We start from the raw sequence: 21,042 nt of genomic DNA, 5'->3' as shown, positions 1-21,042 counted from the left end.
GGCCCGTCCTATCGTCCGTTCTACGGAGGACCACGCCAATGAAAGTGTTCATGATCGGCGAAGCCGCCAATCACAAGGACAAGCTTGCCGCCCATCTGAGCGCGCCCTTGCCGATCATTTCCCTGCCGCGCGAAGCCGCGCAGTCGCCGCAGTTCGACACGGAGATCGGGGCGAACGACGTGGTGATCTCGCTGCGTTTTTCCCGCACCGGCGGCACCGCCCCCGATTTCCGCCTTCTGCACGTGCCGGGCGCCGGTCTCGACGGCATCGACCTGGGGTCGCTGCCGGGCGGCTGCACCGTGTGCAACGTCTTCGAGCATGAGATTCCCATCGCCGAATTCGTCACCGCGGCCATGCTGAACTGGGAAATCCGCCCGGACGAGCTGCGCCGCTCCTTCGCGACGGACAGCTGGTCCGACACCTACCGGGCACGGGTGCCGCATGGCGAGATCCACGGCCGGACCCTTGGCGTCGTCGGCATCGGCCGCATCGGCCGCACCATCGCACAACGTGCCCGCGCCTTCGGCATGCGCATCCTGGCGGTCGATCAGATGGCGGGCGACGGCGGCGGGCTGGCCGATGCGGTGCTGCCGCCGGCGCAGCTCGGACAGGTGCTGGCGGTGGCCGATTACCTGGTGATTGCCTGCCCTCTGACCGCGGAGACCCGCAGCCTGATCGGCGCCGGCCAGCTCCGCGCCATGAAGCCGACGGCCGTGCTCATCAACGTCTCCCGCGCGCCGATCGTCGATGAGGAGGCGCTGTACAACGCGCTGTCGCGCCGGCTGATCGGCGGGGCCTACCTCGATGTCTGGTATGGCTACCCGACCGGCGGGACCGACCGGGTGCCGCCGGCGCGGTTCCCGTTCGAGGAGCTTCCCAACGCCGTCTGCACGCCGCACTCGTCGGCCTGGACCAGCCAGTTGCCGCAACGGCGCTACGCGTTCATCGCGCGGAACATCGACCGGCTGCGGTCGGGCGAACCGCTGCTGAACATGGTGCGCGCGCCCCTTTCCGAAAGCAGGGAGTAGTCGTTTCATGATCCGGGACACCGAGGACATCGCCCCGCGGACCACCGGCACGCCGATCCGCATCACCGGCGTGAAGACCATCGTGGTCAACGCCGAGATGCGCAACTGGATCTTCGTGAAGGTGCTGACCGACCAGCCCGGCCTGTACGGCTGGGGCGAGGCGAGCCTGAACTGGAAGACGCGGGCGGTCACCGGCGCCGTCGAGGATCTGGAGCCGATCCTGCTCGGCCGCGACCCGCGCGACATCGAGCAGTGCGCCCGCGCGATGAACAAGTTCAGCTACTACAACCTCGGCATGGTCGGGGTGACCGCGATCAGCGGCATCGAGCACGCGCTGTGGGACATCTTCGGCAAGAGCGTCGGCCTGCCGGTCTGGCGCCTGCTGGGCGGCAAGGTGCGCGAGCGCGTGCGCGTCTACACCCATCTCGGCCTCGGCGACATGCGCTCGGTCTACGAGACCTTCGACGTCGGCTCGCTGAAGGAGCGGGCGGCCGCGGTGGTGGAGAAGGGCTACGACGCGCTGAAGGTCGTCTTCATCCCCTACGGCGCCTACACCAGCGCCATCCCCGCCCGGCGCCATGTTGGCCGGATGATGCAGGCGCTGCGCGACACGGTGGGCGACGGCGTCGACATCATGATCGACTTCCACGGCCGCCCGGCCTCCAGCGCCGCCGCGCTGGGCTTCATCCGCGAGCTGGAGCCCTACCGCCCGATGTTCTGCGAGGAGCCGGTGCAGCCCGGCGAGACCGAGGCCCTGCGCCAGATCGCCGAACGGGCGGAATGCCCCATAGCGTCCGGCGAGCGGCTGGTCGGGCTGAAGGAGTTCCTGCCGGTGTTCGAGAAGCGGGCGCTGCACATCGCCCAGCCCGACCTGAACCATACCGGCGGCCTGCTGGAAGGCAAGCGCATCGCCGCCGCCGCCGAGGCCGCGCTGATCGGCATCGCGCCGCACAACCCCAACGGCCCTCTGGCCGGGGTGGCGGCGCTGCACTTCGACGTGTCCACCCCGAACTTCGTGATCCAGGAGGAGATGAGCGGCGCGGTCCCCTGGTACGACGACGTGGTGCAGACCCCCATCCGCCGCACCGGCAGCCATTGGGAGGTGCCGGAGGTCGCCGGCTTCGGCATCGAGGTGAACGAGGCGGAGGCCGCCAAGCACCCCTTCAAGCCCGAGGTCATGCACGCGATGTCCGCCGTGCTGCCCGACGGCACCATCGTCGACTGGTGAGCCGTCCCTCGAACCCACCCGCAGCCCGAAGGCCCGATCGCCAAGCCCCGATTACCAAGGAACAGCCATGCGACAGTTCGAAACCCCCGGCGATGTCTACAACGCCGTCCCACCGCGCGTGGTGTTCGGCGCCGGGACGGCCGACCGGATCGACGCCGAGGTGGCGCGCCTCGGCGGATGCCGCGCCCTGGTCGTGTCGACGCCCGGCCGCGGCGCCATGGCCGCCCGCGTCGTGGAGCGGCTCGGCGACCGCTGCATCGGCCTGCTGCCGGAAGCGGTGTCCCAGGTGCCCATCGAGCTGGCCCGCCGCGGCCAGGCCCGCGCGACGGAGATGGGGGCCGACTGCCTCGTCAGCGTCGGCGGCGGCGCCTCCATCGGGCTCGGCAAGGCCATCGCGCTGGAGCTGGGGCTGCCCATCGTGGCGGTGCCCACGACCTACTCCGGCTCGGAGATGACCGGCTTCTGCGGCATCACCATCGACGGCGTGAAGCGCATGCACAAGAGCCTGCGCATGCTGGCGAGCACGGTGGTCTACGACCCCACCCTCTCGCTCTCGCTGCCGGTCGCCGTCAGCGCCGCCAGCGCCATGAACGCCCTGGCCCACTGCATCGACGTGATCTATGTGCCGACCGCCAGCCCGGTGATCGTGCAGGCGGCGGTGGAAGGGGCGCGGGTGATCGTCGATGCGCTGCCGCGCGTGGCGCGCCAGCCCGGGTCCGTCGAGGCGCGCGGCGATCTCCTGTACGGCGCCTACCTCGCCGGCGCCGCGCTGACCGGCGGCTTCGCGCTCCAGCATGGGGTGGCGCATGTGCTGGGCGGCACCTACGGGGTTGCGCACGGCCTGTCGCACGCCCTGGTGCTGCCGCATGTGGCGGCCTACAACACGCCCTTCGCGCCCGAGGCGATGGGCCGCGTAGCGGCGGCGATGGGGGTGTCCGACGTCGGCGCGGCGATCTTCGACACCATGGTGGCGTCGGGCCTGCCAACCCGGCTGGGCGAGGTCGGCTTCTCCGGCGACGCCGTCGCGGAGGCGGCCCGCATCACCGTGGAGACGGACAACGGCAGCAACCCGGGACCGGTGACCGTGGACGCGGTGCGCGGGATCCTGGAGGCGGCCCTGGAAGGCCGGCGCCCGGCCGGCGGCCGCGCCTGACCGCGGCGACGATACCGTTCAGAAAGAGGGAGGAAACAACCATGCGAGCGACACGCACCGACACCCACACCCCCGGCTCCGGCCGGGCACCGCGCGCCCGGCGCCTGCTGGCCCTGTCGGTCGGCGCGGCCCTGGCGGCGTTCACGCTGCCGGCATCGGCGCAGACCCTGCCGGAGACGTCCATCCGCGTCATCGGCAACTTCAGCAGCCAGGTCCAGGTGCAAAAGGTCGAAAAGCCTTTCTGGACCCAGGAAATCCCGGCGGATTCCGGCGGCCGCATCACGGTGACCTACAACAACTACGACATCATGGGCATCCGCGAGCAGCAGATGATCCGGCTGTCGGAGGCGGGCGTCGCCGACTTCGCATCGACCGACATCGTCAAGCTGGCCGGCGACGACCCGGTGTTCGAGGGTTGCGACCTGATCGGCATCGCCCCCGACCTGCCGACCGCGCGCAAGGCGTGCGACGCCTGGGCGCCGGTGGTGGCCGAAGCCATGGAGCGCAAGTTCCAGACCAAGCTTCTGGGCCTCGCTCCCAACCCCGGCCTCGTCTTCTGGTGCCGCAGCCCGGTGAAGAATCTGGCGGATTTCGCCGGCAAGAAGGTCCGCGTGAACAGCCGCACCATGGCCGACATGGTGACCACGCTGGGCGGCACCCCGATCACCACCCCCTTCGGCGAGGTCGTGCCGAGCCTTCAGCGCGGCGTCTTCGATTGCGCCATCACCGGCAGCCTGACCGGCAACACCGCCGGCTGGTCGGAGGTGACCAAGTACCTGTTCCCGCTGCCGGTCAACTGGTCCATCTACTACCAGTCGGCCAACCTCAACTCCTGGAAGAAGTACAGCCCCGAGCTGCAGAAATTCCTGGAGGCCAAATTCGCGGACTTGAACGAGCGGCTGTGGACGATCGCCGCGCAGGCGCACGCGGAAGGGGTGAGCTGCAACACCGGCAAGGACCCTTGCACGCTCGGTAAGAAGGCCGGGATGGAGCTGGTCGCGGTGGGCGACGAGGACCGCACGCTCCTGCGCAAGATCTCGCAGGAGGTGGTGCTGGTGCAGTGGGGCAAGCGCTGCGGCAAGGCCTGCGCCACCAAATGGAACGACACCGTCGGCAAGGCCGTCGGCCTGTCCATCCCGCTCGACAAGATCTGACGGGGCGTTCGCCCCGGTCCCGCAGCCGCTTTCGGAATGCCGATCATGGACTCTGTGACGCAACACGTTTGGACGGTCGCGAGGTTCGTCGCGCGCGCCTCGGGTCTTCTGGTCGTGCTGATGGCGCTTCTCATCAGTGCCGACATCCTGGCGAGACAGTTCCTCAACGCCACCCTGCTGTCCGGCGGCGTCGGCGAGCTGGCCGGATACGCGCTGGCGGCGGTGTCGGCCTGGGGAGCGTCGCTGACGCTCCTCAAGCGGGCGCACATCCGCATCGACACCGTGCAGGCCCTGCTTCCCCGCCCGCTGTCGATCGCGCTCGACCTGTTCGCGATGGCGACCTTCGCCATCGCCAGCGGGGTGCTGGCCTGGATGGGCTGGGGGACCTTCGCCCGCTCCTTCGCGCTCGACTCCCGCTCGATGACCCCGCTGGCCGCGCCGCTGGCCGTGCCGCAGGGCATCTGGCTGGCCGGCTTGGCGTTCCTGACGCTGACGGCGGTGGTGCTGCTGGTGCAGGCGGTCCGCCTGCTGCTCCGCGGCGAGCGGCGGGCGGCGCTGGAGCTGGTCGGGACCAGGACGGCCACGGAGGATCTGGAAGAACAGAAGTCGGTCGTCGAATCGTCCGGCGTCGGAGGTGCCCGTGCTTAACCTGTCCGTCGGCCTGCTGCTGGCCATCCTCGCCCTCGGCGTGCCGGTGGCGGCGGGGTTGATCTTCCTCGCCCTGATCCTGTCCAACCTGTACTCGCCGATGCCGCTGTGGTTCGCCTTCGGCGAGCTGGCCTGGGGCACCTCGGCGGAGTTCAACCTGTTCGCCATCCCGCTCTACATCCTGCTCGGCGAGATCCTGCTGCGCAGCGGGATCAGCGAGCGCATGTACCACGCCATCGCCCAATGGCTGTCCCGGCTGCCGGGCGGGTTGATGCACGCGAATGTCGGCTTCTCCACCGTGTTCGCGGCGATGAGCGGCTCCAGCGTCGCCTGCGCGGCGACGCTGGGCACGATCGCCAACCCGCTGGTCAGGCGGTACGGCTACAACGAGCCGCTGTTCCTCGGCACCATCGCCGCCGGCGGAGCGCTCGGCATCCTGATCCCGCCGTCGATCCCGCTGATCATCTATGGCGTGCTGACCGAGACCTCGATCCCGCAGCTCTACCTGGCGGCGCTGATCCCCGGCCTGCTGCTGGCCGCCCTGTTCTCGGTCACGGTGCTGGTCGCCACGCTGCTGCGGCCCAAGTGGGGCGGCGCACCGGTGCCGTCCTCCTGGGGCACCCGTCTCGCCGTGCTGCCGGATCTGCTGCCGCCGCTGCTGATCTTCACCGCGGTGATCGGGGCGATCTACGCGGGCTGGGCGACGCCGACGGAATCGGCGGCGCTGGGTGTGCTGATGGCCATCGTCCTGGCGGCCTTCCGCCGGCGGCTGTCATTCGGCATGCTGCTGGACGCCGGGGAGGCGACCGTCGGCACGACGGCCATGATCCTGCTGATCGTCGTGGCCGCGTTCCTTCTGAACTTCGTGCTGAGCTCCATCGGCCTGTCGCAGATCGTCACCGACCTGTTCGCACAGTCCGGCCTGTCGCCGACCATGCTGATCATGACCGCCATCGTCTTCTTCCTGGTGCTCGGCATGTTCATGGAATCGCTGTCCATGCTGATCGCCACGGTGCCGCTGGTAATACCGGCGATCGCCGCCGCCGGGATCGACAAGGTGTGGTTCGGCGTGTTGATGATGATCCTGCTGGAGACCGCCCTGCTGACCCCGCCGATCGGCATCAACCTGTTCGTCGTGCAGAGCACGCGCCAGTCGGGCAACATCAAGGACGTCATCTACGGGGCGGCACCCTTCGTCGTCACCATGCTTCTGATGGCGCTGCTGCTGGTCGCCTTCCCCGGCATCGCGCTCTGGCTGCCAAGCGTTTTGGCGGGCTAGGCCCTGCCGTAAGTCCGCCGCGCGGTGCGCCTCCTCCGCCTCGGCAGGATCGGCAGACGCGTGCTCGGCGACGTCGCGGTGCCCTCATCCTCTCAGGAAACGGGGCCTCCAGGAAACTCGGTACGGTTCATCACACCCGCTGATGGTGTTCGGGCTGGCGGTGGCCGGCGTGGTGGTCGGCCGTGCCCTCAACGGCACCATGCCCACCTTGCGCGCGACCGGCCGAACGCCCATACTTGGCGTGCGTTTGGCCGGACAATCCTGGGGAGGCATGGTATGATCGATCCCGCACGGACCATCGCGGTCGTCGGCGGCGCCCCGGTGGTGGGGCGCGACATCCGGCACGGTCTCGATCTGGTGAGGGCCGTGCGCGACGGGCTGCCGGTCGCGGTGGTCCAGCACCTGCTCGACAGCGGCCGGCTGACTGCCGGCGAGGTCGACCGCGTCGTGCTGCCGCGCAAGACGCTGGCCAACCGCCGCAAGGTCGGCTCGCTGACGCCCGAGCAGTCGGACCGGCTGATGCGGGTGGCGCGCGTCGTGGCGCTGGCGGAGGACACCTTCGGGGCGCAGCCCAAGGCGGCGGCGTGGCTGCGCCGGCCCACCACGGCGCTCGGTGGCGAGCGCCCGCTCGACCTGCTGGACACCGACGAGGGTGCCCGCGAGGTGGAAACGCTGCTCGGCCGGATCGCGCACGGGATCGCCGCCTGATGCGGGCATGGCGGCTGTGCCGCGCGCCTTTCGCCGACCTGTCGGGCGAGGGCGCCCGGCTTTATGGCGGCCGCTGGAACGCGCCGGGCCGCCCGCTGGTGTACGCCGCGTCGTCGGCGGCGCTGGCGGTGCTGGAGGTGCGCGTCCATCTCGACCTGCCGGTGGACCTGATCCCGGAGGACTACGTGCTGCTGGAGATAGACCTGGATGGGCTGGCGGTGGAGACGGTGGCCGCCCTGCCGGAGGATCCGCGCGCCTTCGGTGACCGCTGGCTGACCGAACGACGCACGCCGGTGCTGGAGGTGCCGTCGGCGATCGTGCCGGAAAGCGCCAACCGCCTTCTGAACCCGGCCCACCCGGCGGCAGTCGGGGCGCGGATCGTCGGCGAGCGGCACTTCGCTTTCGACCCGCGGCTGTGGGGAGCTGATTGATCGCCGATCCGGTGCGCCACGCGGTTCCGGCCAATTCAGCAGAAGGGAATCCGCAGCCCGGCCTCGTGGCGGGCCTCCAGCCGTATACATCCGACATGCCGGATATGCTTCCGTCTAAATCAGACAGACTCCAAGGTGTGGGAATGTCCTCGTAATGCCGGGCAGCAGCCTCGGGCTTGTTACAAGGCTTGGCTGTTCCGCCGATGGCCCCCCGGGCGCCTGCACCACAGGAGTCCGCCTCGAACATGCGGCGATCCGATCACCCCACTCCGGCAAGCAATCCGGCCAGGAGGGTGGCTGCAATGCCGAAGACCGGTCTTGCCCGGTACTCCTCGACGGAGCCACGGAGCGCGACGAGGGGGGCACGGGCGCCCCAGATGTGGGACGCGAGCCGCCGGTGATGGCAGAGACAACGGATGTCACCGAGGCCATGCTCGCGCACCGGTGTGCTGTGCGTGATCATGCCGGCCTCGTACAGCTTCTTCACGTGCAACGGCTTGAGCGGCCCGATGCTCTTGCCGTGCATCATGAGGTAATAGGCTCCGCTCGCCCCGGTGTTTGCGTTGCCAGCCATCCGCCCAAGACCATAGGCCATTCATCTGTCGGCAAACATTTTACGCGAATTGCAAGACGTTCATCAAGCGACTCCTTGCAGGAATCCGCAGCGTATCGCGACATATATGGACCATGATCCGACTCATTTCGGTGCGGAGATCGCCCGGGCTATGTCGGCCTCCACGCTGACGTCGTCGGAGATGACCACGTGGCTCGCCCTGACGTCCACGCCGGCGATGGCGTCGACGGCCGCGGCCAGCCGGCTCCGCACCACTTCCGCCCCGTCGCGATCGGTCGCCGGCAACTTCACCACCAGAACCCCTTCATCGAACCGGCCGATCTGATCGACGTTGCGCAGGGTTTCCAACAAGACCTCCACCACCGTGCGCTCGGCCGCGGAGCGCACGTCCGCAGATTCGTAAATCAGCCGGAGCGCGATGACGGAGACTGGGATCCCGTAACGCTGGTTGATCCGGAAATCATCGCGGAGCATCTTCAGGAACACGCTGCGCCGGTAGATCGTGGCGCCCGGCTCGAACAGTCGCTCGTCCTCCTCCTCGAACAGCCGGCCTGCCTTTGCCGCCGCGTGCCCCAGAGTGGTCAGCCGATAGCCCCAGATGTCCATGGTGACGCACTGGTCCACCGGCGTCTTGCGACCGCAGCGGAAGCAGGCAGCCTCGACGTTCGGTTCATCGAAGCTGATGGCACAGCTGCGACACCGGACCTGCTCGCCGACGATCTCGTGATCGGTGCCGAGATTGCGCATGCTGTGGCCGCATTTCGGGCAGCTGCGGCCTCGTCCCTTGCTCTCGAACTCGCCGATCGGCGCAACGTAGCCGCAACGGAAATGGTGCAGCACGGGCAGGTTCTCGATGTTCGAGGACCCGCATTCGACACACACCTCCCGGATGTTCAGCAGATGGCCGCCGCAACCCGGGCAGCGATGGACCCGGTCGAAGTGCAGGCGTTCGAGATAATCGTTGGCCGCCAGATGCTCCATGTCGCCCACAAGCAACTCCTGCACGCGCTCGGGCAGGGTGGGCCAATAGGCGATGCCGTCCTGCCGGTCCATCGCCCAGTTGGGCATGATCTGGCCGCCGCGGAACTGCACGAGAATCAGCAGGGCAAGCCGCCGCTCGCGCGGTCGGCGCCCGCCCAGAGTGACCAGGAACTCCGTCTCGCGCGCCGATCCCAAGGTCGCATCGTCGGCGAGGCGGATCGGCCGGCCGGTCTGGCGGTCAGAAGACATTGAGGATCGACACCGGGATGTGGAGCCGGGGATACATCTCGAAGAGGATGTCGACCCGCTCGTTGTTGCGAAGCCGCGCCGCCGTATCCGCCGGCAACCCGCCGAGGGCCAGCCGCACGGGCGCATACTGTTGCCATTCCTGCCCCTGCCAGAAATACCGCTTCAAGCGGCCGGGGAGGCGGCCGACCTGGACCGGAAGCTTCTCGACCCTGGCCGACAGGGGCTCCGGCTCGGTCGCCAGGTACACCAGCCCGGCCATGCCGGCCTGCACACGGTCCATGTCGGACGCCGCGACATAGGCAATCACCGACGGCGTACCGGACTGCTGGATTTCCAGGATCGGCTCCCCGGATGCCACCACCTCGCCGGGCCGCCGTTCGCATCCGGTGATCACTCCGGACGTCTCCGCCAGCAGCTCGTGATGGCCGCTGATCTCGACCAGCTTGCCGATTTCCGTCAGCCGGGCCTGCAGCCCGGCGATCTGCTCCTGCATCTCCAGCCTCGTCTTGCGGGCCTCGGCCTGGCGGCTGCGGACGTTCGCCTCGGCGGCTGCTTCGGTGGATGTGGCCTTGAGCCAACTGTTGTCGATCTCCAACCACTCGGTCAGGGTGATCTGTCGCTTCTGCCAGAGCGGCTCCATGGCGCTGCGGAGAAGACCCACGTTCTCGCGCACCTTGATGGCCGCGCGATGCTCGTGCTGGGCGGCGCTGGCCGATTCGTCCACGGCAGCCACGCGCGCATCATAGGCGCTGCGAGCCTGGTTGAACTCCGCCTCCACGCGGGCGAAGTCCGTCCGGTACTGCTGGAGCATGATCTCATTGCGGACCACGGCCAACACCATGCCCGCCTCGACGCGGGCATCGCAGGTCACTGCCACGGACTGGATCTGGGCGGGGAAGGCGGCCGCGACCCTGACCACCGATGCATCGATGGCGCCCAGCGCCACGACCCGCAGCTCGTCCATCAGCGTGACCCACCCGACAAAGAGGGTGATCAGGATGACGAACAGCCAGCGCTTCACCCAGCCATAGAAGCGCCGCAGATGCGGCAACAACGGTCCAAGGCGCTGCTGCCAGACGCTTACGGGTCGGCTCGGTTGGGTCTGGCGCAGCAACAGCGCCTGTTGGCGCGTTGAGATCCCGGCGGTTCGTCGTCTGAGCCTCACGGATGCGCAGCCTCAAAGTTCAACGGCGAGAAAATTCGACTGTCCCGCAACCGATGCTATGCATTGTCACCAGGAGGATTGGACGCGATCTACTAAAATATACTAAAGACTTATCTCATTGAGAAATGCCCGCCGGACCGCGCAGTGGACACGATGCAATGAAAGTTGTAATTCTTGGTGGAGATGGGTATCTGGGATGGCCGACGGCGATGCACATGGCCGCGAAAGGCCATGAAGTCCACGTTGTGGACAACTATCTCCGCCGCAGGCTGGCAGCGGAGACGCGGTCGGAAGCCCTGATCCCCACCGGCGACCTGGAGGAGCGGGCCGACCTGTTCCACACCATCAACGGCCGGCGGATCGCCGTCCACCTCTTCGATTGCACCGACGGCGAGCGGCTGTCCGCTCTGATCCGCGACCTGTGCCCGGATGCGCTGGTCCACTACGCCGAGCAGCCGTCCGCACCCTTTTCCATGCGCGGCGAGGCGGAAGCGCGCCTGACGCTCGAGAACAACCTCCGCTCGACCTTCAACGTCGCGTGGGCGGTGCTCACGCACGCCCCCGACTGCCACATCGTCAAGCTCGGCACCATGGGGGAGTATGGCACCCCGAACATCGACATCGAGGAGGGCTGGATCACCATCGAGCACAAGGGACGTTCGGACCGCTTCCTGTACCCGCGCGCCGGCGGATCGCTCTATCACACCACCAAGATCATGGACACCGACCTGCTGTCCTTTCACTGCCGGCTCTATGGGCTCCGCGTGACGGATCTGATGCAGGGGCCGGTCTACGGGCTGTCCACGGCGGAGGCCGACCTGCATCCCGGCCTGGTGCCGAACTTCCATTACGACGACATCTTCGGCACGGTGATCAACCGCTTCCTCGTGCAGGCGGTGATCGGCATGCCGCTGACCATCTACGGGCGGGGCGGGCAGAAACGCGGCTACATCAACATCCGCGACACGCTGCGTTGCGTCGAGCTGTCGATCCTCAATCCAGCGGCGGCCGGGGAGCTGCGCATCTTCAACCAGTTCACGGAGATTTTCTCGATCCGCGAAATCGCCGAACGCGTCCAGGAAGCGGGGACGCGCCTCGGTCTCGACGTGCGTGTCCAGCACATCGACAATCCCCGCCGTGAACTGGAGGAACACCGCTACGTCGCCGTTCATGACGGGCTCCTCGGACTGGGACTGGACCCCCACCGGCTCGACGCGGACGCGCTCACGGCGATGCTCGAGATGGTCGCGTGCCACAAGGACCGCATCGACGTCGGCCGGATCCTGCCGCGGGTGCGCTGGAACACGCCGTCCGGCACGCCTTAGCCCATCAGGTCGGAGGGGGCCCAGCCCCCTCCCAGCGCCTTGTACAAGGCGACGAGATGGAGCATGGCCGCGGTTTCGCTGGCGATCAGGGCCTCCTCGGCCTCGTTCGCCTCGCGCTGCGCCGACAACACGTTCACGATATCCTTCAGCCCCCGGTCGTAGAGGTCGGTCGCCAGCTCCAGCGCCCGGCGTGAACGGGCCACGGCCTGCCGCAGGTCGCGGCTGCGGATCTGCTCCTGGGCATGGCGGACAAGCTCGTTCTCCACCTCCTCCAGCGCGATCAGGACCGCTTGCCGGTACTCGGCCACCGACGCCTCGGCCCGCGCACCGGCCGCGTCCACCAGCGCCTGAAGGCGTCCCTGATTGAACAGCGGGATGGTGATCGAGGGACCGAAGGACCAGGCTCCGCTGGCCGCCTGGAACAGGTCGGTGAAGGAGCCGCTGCGCAAGCCGACGCTGCCGGTCAGCGAGACGCGCGGGAACAGGTCCGCCGTGGCCACGCCGACCTCGGCGGTCGCCGCGTGCACCGCCCGCTCGGCCCGCCGCAGGTCAGGGCGGCGCTGCAGCAGGTCGGACGGCAGCCCGACCGGCACCAGGTCCGGTGCGGCCGGAGGTGGCTGCTCCGCCGTCAGCCGTTCCACCAGGTTGGACGGATTGTCACCGGTCAGCACCGCGATGCGGTGCGCCGCAGCACGGATCTGGGCGCGCAGCTTCGGCACCTGCGCGCGGCTGCGCTCCAGCTGCGCCTCGCTGCCCGCGACGTCGTATTCGACGGCAAGGCCGGCGCGATAGCGGTTGCGCACGCGTTCGGCCAGCCGCTGACGCATCGCGATGGTGGACTCCGCCAGAACCATCCGGCGTTGCGCGGCGCAAAGTTCCACGTAATTGCGCGCGACCTCCGCCATCACGGTGATGAGCACACCGCGCGCCTCCTCGATCGCCACCTCGTATCGCGCGGTGGCGGCCTCGGCCGTGCGCCAGCCACCGCCGAACAGGTCGATCTCCCACGCGGCATCGAAGCCGACGCTGTGGAAATCGCTGTTCCCACCCGTGTCGTTCGAATCCACGGTCTTGCTGGTGCGGCCGGTGCGCACGCCGGCAGCCGCATCCAGCCGCGGGTCGAACGCGGCACCGGCCGCACGGCGCAAGGCCCGCGCTTCGCGGACGCGGGCCCGCGCCGCCGCCACCGTCAGGTTCCGATCCGCGGCCCGCGTCACGAGGTCCGTCAGCACCGGCGCCTGCAATCCGGCCCACCACGCGTTCTGCACGGCGGCATCCACGGGTGTGGCGGCCCCGCCCGACCCGGTTCCGGTGATGCCACCGAACGCGGCGGGCATGTCCACCGCCGGTGACGTGTAGTCCGGCCCTACCGTACAGGACGCCGTCAGCAGCGAGCCGGCGAGCGCCAGGGCCGGTCCCATCCCGGACGGGCGGACAGCGGAACCCCGGCGCGGCATTCAGATGATGAGCGAGGTGGCGGCGAGCTGACGGGCGGTGAGGCCCGAGAGCTGGATGGACTGGTCTTCATCGATCTGGATCAGCAACCCGTCCACAGTCTCGATGGCGTGGGCCAACACGTCGTTGGCCGATGCGAAACCGAAAGCGGTGAAGTCGAGTTTGTCCGGACCGGCCCCGAAGTCCTGGATGATGTCGAACCCGTCGCCGCGGCGGAACACGAAGATGTCCTCCGCGGTGCCGCCGGTCATGGTGTCGTTCCCGGTTCCGCCGGTGATGCGGTCGGCGTCATCGCCGCCATAGAGGATGTCGTCACCAGCCCCACCGTCGAGCGTGTCGTTGCCCTCGTTGCCCCACAGCGTATCGTTGCCGACGTCGCCCTCGACGCGGTCGTTGCCGAGATTGCCCCACAGCAGGTCGTCGCCATCCTGGCCATAAACCAGATCATCGCCGTCGCCGCCGGAGACGCGGTCGTTGCCCGCCTCGCCATAGCCGATGTCGTTGCCACCGCCCATGCGGATGGTATCGTCGCCGGTGCCGCCGTAGACGGTGTCGACCCGTCCGCCGCCGGCTCCCTCGTTGTCCCCCTGGTAGGTGTCGTTGCCGCCACCGAGCCGCACCTCCGCGGCACGGTAAGTGCCAACCATGTTCACGACATCCGCCTTGTCACCCGTCGTCTCACCGTCGTAGTCACCGTAGACCACGAAGGATAGATCGGAATCGCGGCTGGTGACGGTGATCGTATCGAGACCATCGCCGCCCAGCACGCGGCGCGGGTCGAGCAGTGCGCCGTCGTCGGTGTAGGTGATGGTCATCACGTCGTTACCGGCTCCGCCGTCGGCAACCAGGACACCATCGGCGTCGGTCAGGGTGTCCTGCGCCGCACCGCCGAACAACTGGTCGAACAGCCCCACCCCGCCGTCCAAGGCGTCATTGCCCGCATCACCGTAGAGCTGGTCGTCACCGGCGCCGCCGGCCAGCGTGTCGCGCCCGGCACCGCCGTACAGCTTGTCGTTTCCGGTGCCGCCGTCGGCGATGTCGTGGCCGCCGCCCAGGTTGATCGTGTCGTCACCCGACCCGCCCGACACATTGTCCACCATCAGGGTCGCGCTGTCCGCGGCATCCGCGGTGTAGGTGTCGTTGCCGCCGCCGAGCCGGACCTGGGCGACCGTGTAGGGGCCGGAGAGCCGCACCGTGTCGGCGTTGTCGCCAGCCTCGTCCACCCCGTCGTCGCCATCGAGCTGGAAACGGAGGTCCGCGTCCTGGCTGACCGCCGTGATGGTGTCGATGCCGTCGCCGCCGGACAGGGTGCGCACCAGATCGGCGCGACCGCCGTCGCTGGTGAAGGTCACGGTGATGCTGTCGCTTCCGGAGCCGCCAAGCGCTTCCTGCACGCCGTCTGCATCGACCAGTTCGTCGCTGCCGGCGCCACCATCCAGCCGGTCGAGAGAGCCGGCACCACCGTCGAGCCGGTCATTCCCGGTGTCGCCGATCAGGGTGTCATCTCCGGCGCCGCCGTCGAGCGTGTCGTTGTGCGCCTCGCCATAGAGCGTGTCGTTGCCGTCACCGCCGGCCAGCGTGTCGTTGCCGTCGAAGCCGCGCAGCGTGTCGTCGCCGGCATCGCCCGACAGCGTGTCGTTGCCGCCATTGCCCCACAAGTCGTCGTTGCCGACGCCGCCGTACAGCCGATCGTCGCCGAAGCCGCCGAAGATGCGGTCGTTGCCCTCATCGCCATAGACGACGTCGTTGCCGCCGCCAGTGCGGATCTCGTCGTCCCCGTCACCGCCGCTGACCAGGTCGATCAGCATGGTGGTGGTGCTGCTTCCGGAATTGTCGCCCTGATAGAAGTCGGCTCCGTTGCCGAGAATCACCTCGGCCGTGGCGTAGATGCCCGTGAGCGTGATGTTGTCCGCGCCGTCGTCCGGGGCGGCGGTATCACCGTCACCCAGGATGCGCAGGGCCAGCGTGCCGAGCGAGCTGCTCAGCGTCATCAGATCGGCCCCGGCACCGCCGCGGATGAGCCGCTGGACGTCCGGATCCGCGGCGGCGACGGAGACGTCGAGCACGAAGCTGTCGTCGCCCTCGCCGCCATCGGCGGTGACGACACCATCGGAATCGCGCAACGTGTCGTTTCCAGCGCCGCCCAGCAGCACATCGCCACCCCCGGCGCCACCGCTCAGGACGTCGTTTCCGGCGCCGCCGATGATGGTGTCGTCGCCGCCACCACCCGACAGCGTGTCGTTGCCGTCGCCACCGTCGATCACATCGGCGGAGCGGTTGCTGATGGTGACCACATCGTCGCCGTCACCCGCCTCGATGGCCGCCGCGACGGCGACTCCGGTCTGGGCCGTGACCAGCACCGTGTCGTTGCCGGCTCCGGACCGCACGCGCACCACGCCCGCGGCACCGCTGCCGGCGACCGCCTGGGTGGCGCTGGTGAACTCGATCCGGTCGTCGCCGTTGCCGGTGTCGATGGCGGCCGACAGGCCGCCCGTGGCAACCACGGTGGAGTTGCCGCCGTCGCCCAGCGTCACGTCGCTGCTGACGAAGTCCTGGGTGGTGACGCGGCCGCCCCCTTCGCCTTCGACGTAGACATTGCGCACGCTGCCGAACCCGAGGTCGGCCGTGACCGTGGGGTTGTCGGACGCGTCGCGCGCCACCGACACGGTGGCCGTCGCGGCGACGCCGGCGATCTGCATGGCGGTGCCGTCGACCGTCCGCCGGCTGTCGACGCCCGCATATGGCAGGGTGAAGAAGTCGGTGCGGTCCTGCGAGCCGTCGGCGGACACACCGTTGCTGACCACGATGCGGGTCGGCCCATCGTCGAGCGTGACCGTCATCGATGCCGCGACCGACGCCGTGCCGCCGCCGGCCTCGCTGGCCGTTGCCGTAACGGTCAGGGCGATGTCACCAACCATGTTCAGCGGAGGCGTCAGCGTCAGGCCGGCGAGATTCTCCGCGGTCAGGGTCCAGGTGCCGTCGCCATTGTCGGTGCCGGCCGAAAGTGTGGCACCGGCAGGCACGCCGCCGACGACGACGGACAGGCTCTCCGACCCGTCCAGGTCCGTCAGCGCCGCGGCGATGTCAAGCGCCACCGGGGCGTTGACGCTGCCCGACGCATCGGCGACGCCCAGCGTGGGCGCGTCGGCGACCGGGGCGACGGTGACCGTCAGCGGCTGTTCGACCGCGTAGGTCACCCCGTCCAGACCAGTGGTCATGGCGGTGACTGTCAGCGCGATCTCACCGCTGAAGTTCGCGGGCGGCGTGAAGTACCAGCCGCCGTCCGGGCCGTCGGTGCGGGTGAGGGTCGAGCCTTCCGGCAGGCCGCTGACGGCGACGGTCAGCATGTCGTCGGAGCCGTTCGGCGCGACAACGCTGATGTCCAGCCGGATGGCGCTGTCCTCGTCGCCGAAGGCCGGCTCGACGGTGAGCTGCGGACCATCCGCCACCGGGGCGACGGAGACGGTCAGCGTCGCGGTCGCCGTCTCTGCGCGATCGCCGTTCGCCTCGGTGGCGACGGCGGTGACGGAGAGTTGCAGATCGCCGTTGAAGTCCGCCGGCGGCGTGATGGTCAGGCCGCCCAGGTCGGCGGCGCCCAGCGTCCAGCTGCCGTCGCCGTTGTCGGTGCCGCCCGAGAGGACCGCGCCCGCAGGAACGCCGCCGATGATGACCGACAGCGTTTCCGACCCGTCGAGATCGCCCAGCACGGCCGTCACGTCCAGGTCGATGGCCGTGTCCTCGTCGCCCGCCGCGTCCGTGACCGTCAACGTCGGGGTGTCGGCGACCGCGGCGATGGTGACGGCCATGCCGGCCGTGCTGCTGGTGGTCGCTCCATCGGCTTCACGGCTCGTTGCGGTGACCGTCAGCGCCAGGTCGCCCGCGAAGTCGGCCGGCGGGGTGAGTGTCAGCCCGTCCAGATCGTCGGGCGTGAGTGTCCAGCTTCCGTCGCCGTTGTCGATGCCGGCCGACAGGCTGGCCCCCTCCGGCAGACCGGAGATGGTGACGGACAGGGTTTCCGACCCATCCGTGTCGGTCAGCGCCGCCGAGAGGACCAGCGGGATGCCAGTGTCCTCGGTGCCCGACGCGTCGCTGCCGGTCAGGGTCGGCGTGTCGGCGACCGGGGTGACGGTCACGGTCAGGGCGGCCGTGCTGGTGGCCGTGCCGCCGGCCGCCTCGCGGCTGGTCGCGGTCACCGTCAGCGCCATCGCGCCGCTGAAGTTTGCCGGCGGGGTGACCTTCAGTCCGTCCAGATCGTCGGGCGTGAGCGTCCAGCTTCCGTCGCCGTTGTCGATGCCGGCCGACAGGCTGGCGCCGTCGGGCAGGTCGGACACGGTGATGGTCAGGGTCTCCGAGCCGTCGAGGTCGGTCAGCGCGGCGGCTATGTCCAGCGCGATGGCGGCGTCCTCGTCACCCGACGAATCGCCGACGGCGAGTGCCGGAGCGTCGGCGACGGCGGCCACGGTCACGGTGACCGTCGCAGCGGAGGTTGCCTGCGTCCCGTCGCGTTCCGTGCTGGTCGCGGTGACCGACAGGGCCAGCACACCGGCGTGGCCGGCGGGGGGTGTCAGGGTCAGTCCGTCCAGATCGGCCGCCGACAGCGTCCAGCTTCCATCGCCATTGGCGGTGCCGGCCGACAGGGTGCTGCCGTCCGGCAGGCCGGCGACCGTCACCGACAGGGTTTCCGAGCCGTCCAGATCGGTCAGTGCCGCCGACAGGTCCAGGGCGATGGCCGAATCCTCGTTGCCGGCAACGTCGGCGCCAGAGAGCGCCGGCGCGTCGGCCACCGGCGTCACGGTCACCGTCAGGGCCGCCGTGCTGGCGGCGCTGGAGCCACCCTCCGTGGAGACGGCGGACACGGTGAGCGTGAAGGTGCCGCTGACGTTGGGCGGTGGCGCCAGCGTCAGCCCGTCGAGTTCCGCTGCCGACAGCGTCCAGGTGCCGTCGCCGTTGTCGGTGCCGGCCGACAGGGAAGCGCCCGCCGGAACGCCGGAAATGGTGACGGACAACGTCTCCGATCCGTCATCGTCGAACAGGCCGGCGGCGATGGGCAGCGCGATCGCGGTGTCCTCGGCGCCGGTGGCGTCGGTCACATCCAACACCGGCGCGTCGGCGGCACCGGCGACCTGAACGGTGATCGACGCCGTGCTGGAGGAACGGTCGCCGTTCTCCTCGGTGCTGGTGGCGGTCACCGTCAGCATCAAGGCACCGCTGAAGTCGGCCGGCGGGGTGATGGCCAGCCCATCCAGCGCGTCAACGGGGATCGCCCAGACGCCGTCGCCAAGATCGGTACCGGCCGACAGCGACGCACCCTGCGGCACGCCCGACACGGTGACGGAGAGGGCTTCGGACCCGTCCATGTCACCAAGGACCGCATGGATGTCGAGCGCGATCGCCTCGTCCTCGACGCCGGCGGCGTCCGACACGAACAGGCCGGGCGCGTCGGCCACCGCTTCGACCGCGACCGTAAGGCTTGCGGTCGTGGTTGCTGTGGAGCCGTCACGTTCGAGGCTCGCCGCCGTGACGGTCAGCGCGATCGAGCCGCTGTGATCAAGCGGCGGAGTCAGGGTCAACCCGTCCAGATCGGCAGCCTGGAGCGTCCAGCTTCCATCCCCGTTGTCGGTTCCCGCAGACAGCGTGGCACCGTCGGGCAGACCGGATACCGTCACCGACAACGTCTCGGACCCGTCGGTGTCGGTCAGCGCGGCCGACAGATCCAACGCTATGGCGGTATCCTCGGCGCCGACGGCGTCGGTCACCACGAGCACCGGCGCGTCAGCCACCGGCGCCACCGTGACGGTCAGCACCGCTGTGGTCGTCGCGGTGGCGCCGCTGGCCTCGCGGCTGGTCGCCGCCACGGTCAGCGCCATCCCACCGCTGAAATTCGCCGGCGGCGTTACCGTCAAGCCGTCAAGATCGGTGGGCGCGAGCGTCCAGCTTCCGTCGCCATTGTCCGTACCGGCCGACAGGCTCGCACCGTCGGGCAGGCCGGACACGGTCAAGGACAGCGTTTCCGACCCGTCGGTGTCGGTCAGCGCGGCGGACAGATCCAACGCGATGGCGCCGTCCTCGGCGCCGGAGGCATTGGTCACCGCGAGTACCGGAGCGTCCGCCGCCGGGGTCACCGTCACCGTGAGGGTGCGCGCGACAACGGCCGTATCACCGGTCGCCTCGCGGGCCGTGGCGGTGACGGTCAGGTCGAGTGCGCCGCTGAAATCCTGCGGTGGGGTCAGCGTCAGCCCAGCCAGATCGTCGGCCCCCAGCGTCCAGGACCCGTCGCCGTTGTCGGTTCCGGCCGACAGGGTGGCGCCCGCCGGGACTCCGCCGATCGTGACCGACAGGGTCTCGGACCCGTCCGGATCGCCGAGCGTCGCGACGATGTCCAGCGGAATGGCCGTGTCCTCGACGCCCGTCGTCTCTGCGACAGCAAGCGAAGGCGCATCCGCCACCGCCGCGACCGTGACCGTCAAGGCGGTGCTGCTCGTCGCGACGCCACCGCCGGCTTCCGCGGCGGTGGCGGTTACCGTGAGGCCCATCGCGCCAGCGAATCCGGCCGGCGGGGTGATCGTCAGCCCGTCGAGCTGATCCGGCGTCAGTGTCCAGCTGCCATCGCCGTTGTCGGTGCCGGCGGACAGCGTGGCCCCGTCGGGAAGGCCGGACACCGTCACCGACAACGTCTCCGACCCGTCGGTGTCGGTCAGCGCCGCCGACAGGTCCAGCGCGATGGCCGTGTCCTCGACGCCGGCAGAGTCCACAACCGTCAGGACCGGGGTATCGGCAACCCCCGCCACCGCCACCGCGAAGGCCGCCGTGCTCGTTGCCGTGGTCCCGTCGCTCTCCACGCTGGTCGCCGTGACGGTCAGCGCGATCTCGCCCGCGAAGTTCGCCGGCGGGGTGATGGTCAACCCATCCAGCTCGCTCGCGGTCAGAGTCCAGCTTCCGTCGCCGTTGTCGGTTCCCGCCGACAGCGTCGCCCCATCGGGCAGGCCGGACACGGTGACGGACAGCGTCTCCGAGCCGTCGGTGTCGGTCAGCGCGGCCGACAGGTCCAGCGTGATGGCGCTGTCCTCGGCACCGGCCGCGTCGGCGGCCGTGAGCAGCGGCGCGTCGGCGACCGGCGTCACCGTCACGGTGACCGGCGCCGTTGTCGTTGCCGTGCCGCCACCCGCCTCGGTCGAGGTCGCGGTGACCGTCAGGGCGAAGGCGCCGCTGGCGTTCGCCGGCGGGGTGATGGTGAGGCCGTCAAGGTCGACCGGCGCCAGGGTCCAGCTTCCGTCGCCATTGTCGGTGCCGGCGGACAGCGTGGCCCCGTCGGGAAGGCCGGAAATGGTGACGGACAGAACCTCCGACCCGTCGGTGTCGGTCAGCGCGGCCGACAGGTCCAGCGCGATGGCGCTGTCCTCGGCACCGGCCGCGTCGGCGGCCGTGAGCAGCGGCGCGTCGGCGACCGGCGTCACCGTCACGGTCAGGGCGGCGGTGCGGGTCGCGGTGTCGCCATTGGACTCGCGAGCGGTCGCGGTGACCGACACGGCGATGTCCCCGGCGAAGTTCGCCGGCGGGGTGATGGTGAGGCCGTCCAGGTCGGCCGGCGCCAGCGTCCAGCTCCCGTCGCCATTGTCGGTGCCGGCGGACAGGGTTGCGCCATCCGGAACACCGGTGATGGTGAC

The 21,042-nt window shown here is 69.5% G+C and carries 14 protein-coding genes; 9 read left to right on the top strand and 5 right to left on the bottom strand.

The features are described from left to right. Positions 1–38 precede the first annotated feature (38 nt). The 8 genes from HL658_RS18400 to HL658_RS18365 all read left to right on the top strand — a co-directional run bounded on the left by HL658_RS18400 (position 39) and on the right by HL658_RS18365 (position 7,629). Positions 39–1,028, top strand: coding sequence for a 2-hydroxyacid dehydrogenase (locus HL658_RS18400; protein WP_180286077.1), 990 nt, complete (start codon positions 39–41; stop codon positions 1,026–1,028). A 7-nt stretch (positions 1,029–1,035) separates the two neighbouring features. Further along, positions 1,036–2,256 carry an enolase C-terminal domain-like protein gene (locus tag HL658_RS18395; RefSeq protein ID WP_196242403.1) on the top strand — a complete coding sequence of 407 codons (1,221 nt, stop codon included), beginning with the start codon at positions 1,036–1,038 and terminating at the stop codon, positions 2,254–2,256. A gap of 67 nt (positions 2,257–2,323) precedes the next feature. Continuing rightward, positions 2,324–3,409, top strand: a complete 1,086-nt coding sequence (locus HL658_RS18390) for a maleylacetate reductase (protein WP_180286076.1) — start codon at positions 2,324–2,326, stop codon at positions 3,407–3,409. Positions 3,410–3,450: 41 nt separating this feature from the next. Next, entirely contained in the window at positions 3,451–4,563 is a 1,113-nt protein-coding gene (locus HL658_RS18385) for a TRAP transporter substrate-binding protein (protein WP_180286075.1), read from the top strand. 45 nt (positions 4,564–4,608) lie between these two features. Further along, a complete protein-coding gene (locus HL658_RS18380; RefSeq protein ID WP_180286074.1) occupies positions 4,609–5,211 on the top strand; it encodes a TRAP transporter small permease subunit in 603 nt (200 codons plus the stop codon). Continuing rightward, positions 5,204–6,490: a TRAP transporter large permease subunit gene (locus HL658_RS18375; protein WP_180286073.1), complete on the top strand. Its 1,287-nt coding sequence runs from the start codon at positions 5,204–5,206 to the stop codon at positions 6,488–6,490. The genes HL658_RS18380 and HL658_RS18375 overlap by 8 nt, the downstream gene beginning before the upstream one ends. A 276-nt stretch (positions 6,491–6,766) precedes the next feature. After that, a complete protein-coding gene (gene parS / locus HL658_RS18370; RefSeq protein WP_180286072.1) occupies positions 6,767–7,198 on the top strand; it encodes a type II RES/Xre toxin-antitoxin system antitoxin in 432 nt (143 codons plus the stop codon). Further along, positions 7,198–7,629 carry an RES family NAD+ phosphorylase gene (locus tag HL658_RS18365; protein WP_180286071.1) on the top strand — a complete coding sequence of 144 codons (432 nt, stop codon included), beginning with the start codon at positions 7,198–7,200 and terminating at the stop codon, positions 7,627–7,629. The genes parS and HL658_RS18365 overlap by 1 nt, the downstream gene beginning before the upstream one ends. Positions 7,630–7,888: 259 nt before the next feature. On the opposite strand, the gene HL658_RS18360 is transcribed toward HL658_RS18365, so the two are convergent. The 3 genes from HL658_RS18360 to HL658_RS18350 all read right to left on the bottom strand — a co-directional run bounded on the left by HL658_RS18360 (position 7,889) and on the right by HL658_RS18350 (position 10,547). After that, entirely contained in the window at positions 7,889–8,224 is a 336-nt protein-coding gene (locus HL658_RS18360; RefSeq protein WP_180286070.1) for a hypothetical protein, read from the bottom strand. Between the two features lie 102 nt (positions 8,225–8,326). After that, complete coding sequence (locus HL658_RS18355; RefSeq protein ID WP_180286069.1) at positions 8,327–9,379, bottom strand: TackOD1 domain-containing metal-binding protein; 1,053 nt, start codon at positions 9,377–9,379, stop codon at positions 8,327–8,329. 43 nt (positions 9,380–9,422) lie between these two features. Continuing rightward, the gene (locus HL658_RS18350) at positions 9,423–10,547 is read right to left on the bottom strand and encodes an HlyD family secretion protein (RefSeq protein WP_180286068.1); all 1,125 of its coding nucleotides are present in this window, start codon (positions 10,545–10,547) and stop codon (positions 9,423–9,425) included. A 176-nt stretch (positions 10,548–10,723) separates the two neighbouring features. Between HL658_RS18350 and HL658_RS18345 the strand changes: the two genes are divergently transcribed. Next, on the top strand, positions 10,724–11,923 hold the full coding sequence (locus tag HL658_RS18345; RefSeq protein ID WP_343055199.1) for an NAD-dependent epimerase/dehydratase family protein: 1,200 nt from the start codon (positions 10,724–10,726) through the stop codon (positions 11,921–11,923). On the opposite strand, the gene HL658_RS18340 is transcribed toward HL658_RS18345, so the two are convergent. Further along, the gene (locus HL658_RS18340; protein WP_180286066.1) at positions 11,920–13,344 is read right to left on the bottom strand and encodes an efflux transporter outer membrane subunit; all 1,425 of its coding nucleotides are present in this window, start codon (positions 13,342–13,344) and stop codon (positions 11,920–11,922) included. The two genes, HL658_RS18345 and HL658_RS18340, sit on opposite strands and share 4 nt — an antisense overlap. Positions 13,345–13,380: 36 nt before the next feature. Beyond that, positions 13,381–21,042: tandem-95 repeat protein (locus HL658_RS18335; RefSeq protein WP_180287649.1), on the bottom strand; the 7,662-nt coding region annotated here is incomplete at its 5' end.

This window comes from Azospirillum oleiclasticum (assembly GCF_013423485.1).
GTDB classification, from domain to species: domain Bacteria; phylum Pseudomonadota; class Alphaproteobacteria; order Azospirillales; family Azospirillaceae; genus Azospirillum; species Azospirillum oleiclasticum.
Note: the sequence above shows the minus strand (reverse complement) of the source record. Positions and strands in the feature narration are given on the sequence as shown.